Source organism: Sphingomonas sp. ABOLG (assembly GCF_003950435.1).
Classification (GTDB): Bacteria; Pseudomonadota; Alphaproteobacteria; order Sphingomonadales; family Sphingomonadaceae; genus Sphingomonas; species Sphingomonas panaciterrae.
This window is the reverse complement of record NZ_QQWW01000007.1, coordinates 162,527-174,806: the sequence shown is the minus strand read 5'-3', so window position 1 is coordinate 174,806 and position 12,280 is coordinate 162,527. Positions and strand designations below refer to the sequence as shown.

The 12,280-nt window shown below is 64.5% G+C and carries 8 protein-coding genes; 7 read left to right on the top strand and 1 reads right to left on the bottom strand.

Annotated features, from left to right (window positions below):
* Positions 1-9: 9 nt before the first annotated feature.
* The 6 genes from CA236_RS10535 (at position 10) to CA236_RS10510 (ending at position 11,469) form a co-directional block, all read left to right on the top strand.
* Positions 10-984 (top strand): Gfo/Idh/MocA family oxidoreductase, encoded by a 975-nt coding sequence (locus tag CA236_RS10535; RefSeq protein ID WP_125945548.1) that lies wholly within the window; start codon positions 10-12, stop codon positions 982-984.
* Between the two features lie 5 nt (positions 985-989).
* Positions 990-2,087: a polysaccharide pyruvyl transferase family protein gene (locus tag CA236_RS10530; protein WP_125945547.1), complete on the top strand. Its 1,098-nt coding sequence runs from the start codon at positions 990-992 to the stop codon at positions 2,085-2,087.
* A complete protein-coding gene (locus tag CA236_RS10525) occupies positions 2,074-3,450 on the top strand; it encodes a Coenzyme F420 hydrogenase/dehydrogenase, beta subunit C-terminal domain (RefSeq protein WP_125945587.1) in 1,377 nt (458 codons plus the stop codon). Before CA236_RS10530 ends, CA236_RS10525 begins: the two co-directional genes overlap by 14 nt.
* A gap of 264 nt (positions 3,451-3,714) precedes the next feature.
* Positions 3,715-6,951: a TonB-dependent receptor gene (locus CA236_RS10520; protein ID WP_186313907.1), complete on the top strand. Its 3,237-nt coding sequence runs from the start codon at positions 3,715-3,717 to the stop codon at positions 6,949-6,951.
* 242 nt (positions 6,952-7,193) lie between these two features.
* The gene (gene uvrA / locus CA236_RS10515) at positions 7,194-10,109 is read left to right on the top strand and encodes an excinuclease ABC subunit UvrA (RefSeq protein ID WP_125945546.1); all 2,916 of its coding nucleotides are present in this window, start codon (positions 7,194-7,196) and stop codon (positions 10,107-10,109) included.
* Positions 10,110-10,182: 73 nt separating this feature from the next.
* Positions 10,183-11,469 carry an ATP-binding protein gene (locus CA236_RS10510; RefSeq protein ID WP_125945545.1) on the top strand — a complete coding sequence of 429 codons (1,287 nt, stop codon included), beginning with the start codon at positions 10,183-10,185 and terminating at the stop codon, positions 11,467-11,469.
* A gap of 16 nt (positions 11,470-11,485) precedes the next feature.
* On the opposite strand, the gene CA236_RS10505 is transcribed toward CA236_RS10510, so the two are convergent.
* Positions 11,486-11,665, bottom strand: coding sequence for a BrnA antitoxin family protein (locus CA236_RS10505; protein WP_241212604.1), 180 nt, complete (start codon positions 11,663-11,665; stop codon positions 11,486-11,488).
* Positions 11,666-11,878: 213 nt separating this feature from the next.
* Between CA236_RS10505 and CA236_RS10500 the strand changes: the two genes are divergently transcribed.
* A complete protein-coding gene (locus CA236_RS10500; protein WP_046408675.1) occupies positions 11,879-12,271 on the top strand; it encodes a hypothetical protein in 393 nt (130 codons plus the stop codon).
* Positions 12,272-12,280: the final 9 nt, after the last annotated feature.

The following is a 12,280-nucleotide window of genomic DNA, read 5'->3' as shown; positions in this document are numbered from 1 at the left end:
GGCGCGCATATGAAGCCCCGTATCGGGTTCCTCGGCACCGGCTGGATCGGCCGGCACCGCATGGCTGCCATGGTGGCGACGGGGGCGGTCGATGCCGTCGCGGTCTGCGACCCCTCGCCCGAATGTATCGCGGAGGCGGCCACCATCGCCCCCACGATCCGCATCGTCAACACGCTCGACGACATGCTCGCGCTCGACATCGACGGCGTGGTCATCGCGACTCCAAGCGCGCTTCATGCCGATCAGTCGATCCAGGCGCTTCGGGCGGGGAAGGCCGTCTTCTGCCAGAAACCGCTCGGCCGAACCGCAGCGGAGGTGGATGCAGTGATCGCCGCCGCCCGCGCCGCCGACCGGCTGCTCGGCGTCGACCTGTCGTATCGCCACACCGCGGGGATGGAGGCGATCGCCGGCCTGATCCGGGAGGGCACGCTGGGCGATATCTTCGCGGTCGATCTCACGTTCCACAATGCCTACGGCCCGGACAAGCCGTGGTTCTACGATCCGGTCCAGTCGGGCGGCGGCTGTGTGGTCGACCTCGGCGTCCACCTCGTCGATCTCGCGCTCTGGACGCTCGGCTTCCCCAAGGCGAGCGACGCCCATGCCGCGCTTTATGCCGGGGGACAGCCGCTCCACCCCGGCTCGGTGGAGGATTATGCCAGCGCCAGCTTCACCGCGGGCGGCACTACCGTCCGCCTCACCTGTTCCTGGCGCCTCCACGCCGGGCAGGACGCGGTGATCGCCGCCGATTTCTACGGCACGCAGGGCGGGGCCGGCTTCCGCAATGTCGGCGGCAGCTTCTATGATTTCACCGCCGATCATTTCACCGGCACGGCCACTCACCGCCTGACCGACGGGCCGGATGACTGGGGCGGCCGTGCCGCCGCCGCCTGGGCGCAGCAGCTTGCGCACAGTCACCGTTACGATCCCGCCGCCGATCATTTCGCCCGCTCCGCGCAGGTGCTCGACCTCATCTACGGGCGCTAGACGGCATGGCGGCGCGCCCGGCAGGTCCACGCAAGGTCGGTGTCCTCACCTTTCACCGCTCGATCAACTACGGCTCCTACTGGCAGGCGCGCTGCCTGGTGGAGGGGCTGCGCGCGCGCGGGCTGGATGCCGAACTGCTGGATCACCGCTCGCGCTGCGTGGAATGGCGCGAAGCGCGCAACGCCTTTCAGCCGACCCTGCCGACGCGCACCGACCCACGACATTTCGCGGCGCTTGGCCGCAAGACCCGCGCCTTGATCGCTGCGGTCGACGCCTTGCCCCTGTCGCCGCCCTTCCCGCTGCGAAACCCGGCGCAGGCCCCGCATTATGACGCCGTGGTGGTCGGCAGTGACGAAGTCTGGAACTTCCGCCACCCCTGGTATTCGGGCGAGCCGATCTTCTTCGGTGATCGCCTCCTCACCGATCGGCTCGTCTCCTACGCCGCCAGCGTCGGCAATCACGACGTGGCCGACGGCATCGACAGCCCGTGGCTCGATCGACTTCGCCGTTTCGATGCGCTGTCGGTGCGCGACGAGAACAGCCGCGCCCTGCTCGCGCCGCTCGCCGCCGATCAGGCGGAGGCTGCGGGCGGGCCGCCCCTCGTGCTCGATCCCTGCCTCCAGTTTCCCGGCGTCATTCCCGACGCTGCAGCCTCGGGTCCGGGCCGCTACGCCCTCATCTACGGCCACAGCTTCCCCGACTGGTACACCGCGCAGCTTCGGCGCTGGGCCGATCGCAGCGGCACCCGCCTCGTCGCGGTGGGCTACCCCAGCCCGATCGCGGACGAGGCCAGGATCGATGCCGACCCGGCCGAGTTTTCTGCCTTGTTCGCCGGTGCCGCCGCAGTCGCGACCAATTTCTTCCACGGCTGCGTCTTTGCGATCCGACACCACCGCCCGTTCGTCTGCGCCGCCTCAGCCTATCGCCGCAACAAGGTGCAGGATCTCACCAACATGCTTGGCCTCGAACGGCACCTCGTCACGGCGGCGGTGAGCGACGATGATTTCGCCGACCGCCTCGGCGCCCTCCCCGCCGGCCTGCCCGATCGCCTCGCGACGGAGCGGGCCAGCTCGGCGCGCTTCCTTGATCATGCCCTCGCCTGAGGCGCTCACCCCCGCCGACATCGTCGAATCCGGCCTGTGCATCGGCTGCGGTGGCTGCGCGACCCGCGGCATGACATGGGACCGCTACGGCCAGCGCAAGCCAAGCACCGCCACGCTGACGGATCACGAGGCCGGCCACGCCCCGCCGCCCGCCGCCTTTGCGGCCACCTGCCCCTTCTCGCCCGCCGCCCGCGACGAGGATCAACTCGCCCTCGCCCGCTTCCCCGCCGCGCCGCATCACGATCCCCGCCTCGGCCGCTACGAGGCCAATTATGTGGGCCACGCCGATCAGCCGCCTTTTCGGGAGCGCGGCAGCTCCGGCGGCATGGTCAGCTGGGTCGCCGCCGACCTGCTTGCTTCCGGGGCAATCGACGGCGTCGCGCACGTCATCCCGTCAACGGGCGATCGCCTGTTCCATTACCGCATCTCGCGCACCGCCGATCAGATCCTGGAGGGCGCGCGCTCGCGCTACTATCCGGTCGATCTGGCGGAGGTGCTGGCCGAGATCCGCGCCACCCCCGGCCGCTACGCGATCGTCGGCGTGCCTTGCTTCATCAAGGCGGTCAGCCTGCTGCGGGAGCAGGATCCCGTCCTGAACGACCGCATCACCCATCTTCTCGGCCTGTTCTGTGGTCATATGAAAAGCGCCGCCTTTGTCGACAGTTTCGCCTGGCAGCTGGGGGTTGAGCGCGACACGGTGCGCGCGGTCGAATATCGCCGCAAGGATCCAGATCGCCCCGCCAATTGGTACACCGCGCACCTGACGCTCGACGATGGCACCGCCCGCTGGCAGGACTGGTTCCACCTCGCCGATGGCGATTGGGGCGCCGGCTTCTTCCAGAACAGCGCCTGCGATGCGTGCGATGACGTCGTCGCCGAATGTGCCGATGTCTCCTTCGGGGACGCCTGGGTAGAGCCCTATTCCTCCGACGGCCGCGGTACCAATGTGGTGATCGTCCGTTCGCCTGAGATTGCGGCGCGTATCACCGCCGCCATCACTGACGGCCGTCTCGCGCTGACCGACGTTGATGCGGATTTCATTACCGGCACGCAGGCCGCCGGCTTCCGCCAGCGTCGTGAGGGGCTGGCGTATCGCCTCACCTGGCAGAAACGCCGCGTCACGCCGGTAAAGCGCGTCGCGCCCCGCGCTACGGACCACCCGCCCCGCCGCCGCGCCATCTACCGCAATCGCGCCGCGATCGCGCGCTGGAGCCACCGCATGGCATGGCTCGCCAGGCGCCTGAACCAGCCCTGGATCTACACCCGCTGGGCCGCCGTCAGCCTCTACGTCTACCAGGCACTCGCCTACAAACGCGGCCGCCTCGGGCGCCTTCTCGCCCGCCTTGACGGCGCAGAGGGCTGAGCCCAGCCGCCGCCGAGGCGAGCCCTTTCGCATCAAACGCTGAGCCGCGCCGCGGCAAAGATAGCGGCGGCGTGCGCACCCTCATGCAGCCGCGGTTAGCCGTGGAACGTGCCGCCATCACCCGCTTGCACGCCATGTGGCAGTTTTATCACAAAAAATCTTAAAGTCCCGTTTTTGGACAACAGTCTATTGCGATCAGCCGCCAAAACGGCTTCTCGGGCTCTCCCGCATTCAGGGAATTGAAAAAAAGAGGGTTTTTAGTCGATGCGTACTTTCCACTGGTTGTCAGCGACTGCGCTGGCGACCGCCGCCGTCATGTTGCCGGGCGTTGCGCTGGCGCAGAGCGAGCCCCAGTCCGGCGATGCGTCGACTGTTGGTGCCGCTACCGGTGAGCAGGAAGCTGATCAGTCCGGCGAAGCGATTGTCGTTACCGGTTCGCGTATCCGTCGTCCCAACGACGATTCGCCGACTCCGATCACGACGTTTGATTCGCAGCAGATTTTCTCGACCGGCCGCGTCGCGGTTGGCGACGCGTTGAACCAGCTTCCGCAGTTCCGTTCGTCGCTCGGCTCGCAGAACTCCACCTCGGGCCTCGGCGTTCGCGGTGTGAACTTCCTCGACCTGCGCTCGCTGGGCCGCGCTCGTACGCTGGTGCTCGTCAATGGCCGCCGCCATGTGTCGGCCGACATCATCAACAACGGCAACGCCGTCGACATCAACGCGATGCCGACCGACCTGATCGAGAACATCGAAGTCGTCACCGGCGGTGCGTCGTCGGCCGTTTACGGTTCGGACGCGATCGCGGGTGTGGTCAACTTCAAGCTGAAGCGTGACTATGACGGTATCGCGCTTCGCGGTCAGACCGGCATCAGCGACTATGGCGATGCGGGCAACCAGTATCTCTCGCTCGTCGCCGGCAAGAACTTCGCCGACGGCCGCGGCAACATCGCGTTCAACGCCGAATTCGCCCATCAGAGCGACTATTACGCATCGGGCCGTCCGAACCTGCGTCAGAACGACGCCTTCATCGTTGTCGACACTGACACCGGCGCTGCGTTCGACGATCGTCCGGATCGCGTTTTCTACCGTGACCTGCGCGGCGCGACGATTTCACTGGGTGGTCAGCTCGGCTTCCGTCAGGGCGCCAACCCGGGTTGCGGCGTCGACGCCGTCGGCTCGGCCTTCACCTGCGGCTACCTGTTCGACCGCAATGGCAACCTGACGCCGCAGACCGGCGAGCGGGTCGGCCTGGGCCCGAACGGCAACTACATCGGTGGCAATGGCACGACGAGCCGCGAAGGCCGCCTGACCGCGCTTTCCCCCGACGTGAAGCGTTACGTCTTCAACGCGCTCGGCCATTTCGAAGTGTCTGAGGGCTTCGTCCCCTTCTTCGAAGCCAAGTACGTCCGCACCGAAGCACGCGGCTCGCAGAGCGGTCCGTTCTTCTCGCAGGGCCAGACGCTCTCCGACGGCGTGGCGATCGCAGGGTTCACCGACCGGTCCTACTCGAACGCGGGATCCGGCTCCGTCAACCGTGAAGGCATCCGCCTCGACAACCCGTATCTGAACGCGGCTGCCCGCGCGACGATCGCTGGTCAGCTTCGCAACTCGATCGTTTCGGGTGTGAACCCGAACACGGGCGCCGCATTCAGCGGTGCGTCCGCCGCCGCCAACCAGGCAGCAGCGCTGGCCCAGGTCGATGCCGGCACCTATCGTTTCAGCCTGCGTCGCAACTGGCTCGACCTCGGCATCCGCGACGAGCAGATCGAGCGTGATACCTTCCGCATCGTCGGTGGTGTCCGCGGCGATTTCAACGACGACTGGACCTACGAAGTTTCGGTGAACTACGGTGAGCACCGCGAAAACAATCTGATCGTCGGCAACGTGAACACCCAGCGTTACCTGCTGGCGCTGGACACGACGCGCAACGCCGCTGGTCAGATCGTCTGCCGTGCGCAGGTCGACGGCGCCTATGCCGGCAGCGACCTGGGTGGCAATCCGGCACAGCTCGCGGCCGATATCGCCGCCTGCGTCCCGCTCAATCCGTTCGGCGAGGGCTCGGTCAGCCAGGCCGCGCGCAACTACATCCTGTCGCCGACCGAAGCATCGGGCAAGGCAACGCAGCTGGTCGTCAACGGCTTCGTCGCGGGTGATTCCAGCCAGCTGTTCGAACTGCCCGGTGGCCCGGTCGGCTTCTCGGTTGGCGGCGAATATCGTCGCGAAACGCTGACCTACGACCTCGATCCGCTGACCCAGGCGGGCTACAACTTCTACAACGCGATCCCGAGCTTCCGCTCGCCTGCGTTCGAAGTGAAGGAAGCGTTCGGCGAATTGTCGATCCCGCTTCTGAAGGACGTGTTCCTGTTCAAGGAACTGACGATCTCGGGTGCGGCCCGCGTCGCGGACTACACCGGTTCGGTCGGCACGGTCGTGGCGTGGAACGGCAATGCCACCTGGCGCCCGGTCGACGACCTGCTGCTGCGTGGTGGTTACTCGCGCTCGGTGCGTTCGCCGTATCTGGGTGAGCAGTATTCGCCGCTCGGCCAGAACTACACCGCTGCTCCGAACGATCCGTGCTCGGCGCGCAACATCAACACTGGTTCCGCAACGCGCCCCGCGAATTGCGAGGCGGCCGGTCGTCCGGCAGGTTATGACTTCGTCTACACCTCGTCGCTGGAAATCCAGAGCGGTGGCAACCGTCAGCTTGAGGCGGAAACGTCCAACTCGCTGACGCTGGGCGGTGTCTTCTCGCCGCGCTTCGTGCCGGGTCTGTCGCTGTCGGTCGATTACTACGACATCACGGTCAACAACGTGATCACGTCGCCGACGGTCCAGCAGGCCTTGAACGCGTGCTACGACGCACCGAACCTGAACAACCAGTTCTGCGATCTGTTCACCCGCGCTGGCGCCAATGGTGGTCCGAACGGCGAAGAAGCGTTCCGGGTCATCGAGGGATCGTTCCAGGATCTTCCGCAGAACTATGCCCGCTTCAAGACGCGCGGCATCGACACGCAGCTCGCGTATAACCGCGACTTCGGCTTCATGCGGGCGAACTTCAAGGCGGTCTGGACTCACCTGATCCAGCTCGACCAGTTCACCGATCCGTCGCGTCCGGAATTCAAGAACGTTCTGACGAGCGAGCTCAGCTATCCGAAGGATCAGGTGATCGCGTTCACCGACCTGCGCTTCGGCAAGTTCACGCTCGGCCACACGATCCGCTGGATCGACGGCATGTATCTGAACACCTTCGAAGACTATAACAGCGTGAACGGTCAGCCGCCGCAGAACCCGGACTATGCGACGATCCGCAAGTATCCGTCGGTTGTGTACAACGACATCCGCTTCGGCGTCGACGTGGAAGACAATTTCACGCTCGACTTCGGCGTCAACAACGTTGGCGACGTCAAGCCGCCGTACGGTCTGACCGGCATCACCACCGGCTCGGGTATCTACGACAACCGCGGCCGCTTCTTCTACGCGGGCTTCCGCGCACGCTTCTGATCCATCGATCAGATTGCACTTTTGGAGGGGTCGGCCATGCCGGCCCCTCTTTTTTTGTGCCACGAGCCGGTTCGTCGTTCAGCCTTGGCGGGTGTTGAGGCTCAGCACAGCGGCTGACGAATGACAGGAGCCCTACCCGCACGGGCAAAAGATACCTTTCCGTCCGCCGCTGGCATCCCCCGCCCCCGCTTCCTACATCTCCGGTCTATCCTCCCGACCGGAACGGAAGTAGAACTAAACGCATGCTGACTCACATCTCCGTCCGCGGCGCGCGCGAGCACAATCTCAAGGACGTAAGCGTCGATATCCCCCGGGATACGCTGACGGTGATCACCGGCCTCTCCGGCTCGGGCAAGTCGAGCCTCGCGTTCGACACTATCTATGCCGAGGGTCAGCGCCGCTACGTCGAGTCCCTGTCGGCCTACGCGCGCCAGTTCCTCGAACTGATGCAGAAGCCGGACGTCGATCATATCGAGGGGCTCTCGCCCGCCATCTCGATCGAGCAGAAGACCACCAGCCGCAATCCGCGCTCCACCGTCGCGACGGTGACGGAGATCTACGATTACATGCGCCTCCTCTGGGCGCGTGTCGGCATCCCCTATTCGCCCGTCACCGGGGAGCCGATCGCGGCGCAGACCGTCAGCCAGATGGTCGACCGGGTCATGGCGCTGCCCGAAGGCACGCGGCTCTACCTCCTCGCCCCCGTCGTGCGCGGCCGCAAGGGTGAGTATCGCAAGGAAATGGCCGAGTGGCAGAAGGCCGGTTTCACCCGCGTGCGCATCGACGGCGAGATTCACGAGATCGAGGACGCGCCCGCGCTCGACAAGAAGTACAAGCATGACATCGAGGTCGTGGTCGATCGCCTCGCGGTGAACGCGGACATCGCCACCCGCCTCGCCGACAGTTTCGAGACCGCGCTGAAGCTCGCCGATGGCCTCGCCTATGTCGACCTCGCCGACGGCGTCGTGCCGGGGCGCGAGGACGAGGCCGCGTCCGGCGGCGCGATGAAGAACGCCGGTGTGCCCGCCAACCGCATCGTCTTCTCCGAGAAGTTCGCTTGCCCGGTCAGCGGCTTCACCATCGCCGAGATCGAGCCGCGCCTCTTCTCCTTCAACGCCCCCCAGGGCGCCTGCCCGGCGTGCGACGGCCTCGGCGAAAAGCTGATCTTCGACGAGGATCTCGTCGTCCCCAACCACGCGCTCACCATCAAGAAGGGCGCCGTCGTCCCCTGGGCGAAGTCCAACCCGCCCTCACCCTATTACATGCAGGTGCTCGGCTCCCTCGCCCGCGCCTATGATTTCAGCCTCGACACCCCCTGGGCCGACCTTCCGGAGGAGGTGCGGAACATCATCCTCCAGGGCACCAAGGGCAAGGCGGTCACCCTCACCTTCATCGACGGCAAGAAGAGCTACGACGTCAGCAAGCCGTTCGAGGGGGTCATTGGCAACCTCAATCGCCGCATGCTCCAGACGGAGAGCGCGTGGATGAAGGAGGAGCTCGGCAAGTACCAGTCGTCCCAGCCGTGCGAGGTCTGCCACGGCGCCCGCCTGAAGCCCGAGGCGCTGGCGGTGAAGGTCGCGATGCAGGACATCAGCCACGCGACCCACCTCTCGGTGGTCGACGCACTCGCCTTCTTCACCGACCTGCCCAATCACCTGAACGACCAGCAGCGCGCCATCGCGGAGCGCATTCTGAAGGAGATCGTCGAGCGGCTCGGCTTCCTCAACAACGTTGGCCTCGACTATCTCAACCTCGATCGCACCTCCGGCACCCTGTCGGGCGGCGAGAGCCAGCGCATCCGCCTCGCCTCGCAGATTGGCAGCGGCCTCTCGGGCGTCCTCTACGTCCTCGACGAGCCCTCGATCGGCCTGCATCAGCGCGACAACGACATGCTGCTCGCCACGCTCCGCCGCCTGCGCGATCTCGGCAACACCGTCCTCGTCGTCGAGCATGACGAGGATGCGATCCGCACCGCCGATTACGTGATCGACATGGGCCCCGGCGCCGGCGTCCACGGCGGGCAGATCGTCGCTCAGGGCACGCTCAAGCAGCTCCTCAAGTCCAAGGGCAGCGTCACCGCCGATTACCTCAACGGCACCCGCGAGGTCCCCCTGCCGGCCAAGCGCCGCAAGGGCTCGGGCAAGAAGCTGACGGTGCACAACGCCACCGCCAACAACCTAACCGGCGTCACCGCGTCGATCCCGCTCGGCACCTTCACCTGCATCACCGGCGTCTCGGGCTCGGGCAAGTCGAGCTTCACCATCGACACGCTCTACGCCGCCGCCGCGCGTCAGTTGAACGGCGCGCGCATCCTTGCCGGCAAGCACGACAAGGTCACCGGACTGCAGCATCTCGACAAGGTGATCGACATCGATCAGTCGCCGATCGGCCGCACCCCGCGCTCGAACCCGGCCACCTATACCGGCGCCTTCACCCAGATCCGTGACTGGTTCGCCGGCCTGCCGGAGGCTCAGGCGCGCGGCTACAAGCCCGGCCGCTTCTCGTTCAACGTCAAGGGCGGCCGGTGCGAGGCGTGCCAGGGCGATGGCGTGCTCAAGATCGAGATGCACTTCCTCCCAGACGTCTACGTCACCTGCGACGTGTGCCACGGCGCGCGCTACAATCGCGAGACGCTGGAGGTGAAGTTCAAGGGCCATTCGATCGCCGACGTGCTCGACATGACGGTCGAGGACGCGGCGGAGTTCTTCAAGGCGGTGCCCCCGATCCGCGACAAGATGGCGATGCTGGTCGAGGTTGGCCTGGGCTACATCAAGGTCGGCCAGCAGGCGACGACGCTGTCGGGCGGCGAGGCGCAGCGCGTGAAGCTCGCCAAGGAACTCTCCCGCCGCGCCACCGGCAACACGCTCTACATCCTCGATGAGCCAACCACGGGCCTCCATTTCGAGGACGTGCGCAAGCTCCTCGAAGTGCTCCACGCCCTCGTCGAACAGGGCAACACCGTGGTGGTGATCGAACACAATCTGGACGTCATCAAGACCGCCGACTGGGTGCTGGACCTGGGCCCCGAAGGCGGCGTCAAGGGCGGCGAGATCGTCGCCGAAGGCCCGCCGGAAGTGGTGGCGGCGGAACCGCGGAGCTTCACGGGCAAGTATCTGGCGCCGTTGCTGGGGAAGCGTGAGGCCGAGGCGGCGGAGTGACGGCAGCGTCGAGTCCTAAGGCTTGCTATGTCTATCACGTCACTTCATGTTTGCGGTAAATGAGGGGCAAGGTATGACTGGTAAGCAAGTACGCCTTAAAGATGTCTTCACACCGGGCGGACAGCCATCAGTAACATACGTCAGTCGCGACCACCTGAAACTTGAGCAACGAGTTCGAGAAGCTATTGCTCGAGGGTTCGCAATCAACGTCGTAACTGGCCCTACGAAATCAGGCAAAACGGTCCTTTGCAACCACGTGCTCTCCCAAGCAGGGCATTCAATTTCTATTAAAGGTGGCCAAGTCCGGACCGAAGCCGATTTTTGGAGGCAGATTGTTTACCTTCTTGATCTTGGTAAGGAGCGCGTCCGCAAGGAAACAGGTTCAAGTTCCGGGTCTTTGACTGCCGGTGTGCGAGCCTCCTTGCCTCTTTTTGGCGATGCAAACGTTGCTGGATCCTCAGGTCAGTCTCGGGGATTGGAGCGCTCCGTTACCTATGAAGTTGATTCTCAACGAGCATCGTTAGATGCTCTGGTGAGCTCAGATATATCGCTGCTGGTAGATGACTTTCACTACATACCCGCCGATGCGCAAAAAGGGATAATACAAGCCCTCAAGGGAGCTGTCTTCAAGGGACTCTCCGTCATACTACTTGCAGTCCCACATCGAGCATTTGATCCCGTTACCGTGGAACAGGAATTAGAAGGTCGTTTTAAGCATATTGAGATCCCGCCCTGGGATATGGATGACCTACTACTTATCCCTCAACGCGGCTTTCATGCGCTGAACGTCGTCAGCACTGATAATCTTAACCGTTCAATTTGCTCTGAGGGATTTGGAAATCCACTTCTCGTTCAGGAGATATGTAGCGAGCTTTGCATCAGAAGCGGCATATTTGGCCGCCTCGATGAAAGTCAAAAGCTTGATCACAACCTCCTTGAAGAGGCACTAGGAAATATTGCCCAAAGCAAAGGATTTCCTAAATACAGCAAATTGAAAGCCGGACCTGATGCCCGAAAGCAAAGACAACTAAGAAGCTTTAGAGATGGAACCTCTCAGGACAAATACTCGGCAATCCTTACTGCCGTTGCTAGTGTAGGTCCAAAATCTCGCACGAGTTATGACGAAATAAGGTCAGCATTACAGTCTCTATTAATGCCTTCATCCATGCCAGCAAAACACGAGATAACATCCGCACTTATCAACATGAGTCGAATTGCTCGAGAGAAAATTGAGGGGGAGCCGCCAATTGAGTGGGTGGGATCTGACGACACCCTCGTTATTACAGACCCGTTTTTGCTCTTCTACATGAAGTGGGCCACGCATCACGAGGCGCCGGGAAGCCACACCCCTTCTCCTTAGTCGGTGATGATCAACGTCATCCCAACCGCGCCGCCTTCCGCAGCGCCTCGTTCATCCGCGCCTGCCGCCCTGGCCCGCCCCCGCGAAACTTCTCGATCACGTCGGGATCGAGCCGCAGCGTCACCTGACGCTTCGCCGTACCGCGCAGCGGCGGGCGGCCGCGCACGCCGCCGTTGGGGCCGATATAATCCGTCACCGCCCGAACGGCCTTCCCGCTGATGCGCCATCCGGCCGCCTCGGCCAGTTCCCCGTCAGTTCCGGCGCGTCATCCGGATCAATCCCGTCCGACATGCTCAACCTCCCACTGATCCATGCGCCGCGTCGAAATCACCCGAACGCCTTCGTCAGCGGAACCACCGCGATCGCGCTCCGTTGCCCCTGTCCCACGCCCCAGCCTTCGGAGATTAACATGGATTACAAGAAGTTAGGCTTCGGCCTCGGACTGTTCTCGATCGCGCTCGGCGTGGCGGAGCTGGTCGCGGCGCGGCGGATCACGCGTTCGCTCGATGCCGAGGGGCATGAGACATTGGTGAAGGCATTCGGCGCACGCGAATTGCTCGCCGGCGCCAACCTGCTCGCCGCCCCCGCCGTCGCCACCAACGTCTGGAACCGCGCCGCCGGGGACGTCATGGATATCGCCGCCGCCGGCGCCGCCGTCCGCAACAGCCCGAAGAACCGCGCCGCCTGGGGCACGCTGGCCTTTGTCGTCGGCGCGCTGGTGCTCGATACCTGGGTCGCGCGCGGGCTGGACAAGCAGACGGGCAAGACCTTCCCCGTCGACGCCGGGCCCCTCGCCGCCTAGGCACTCCCC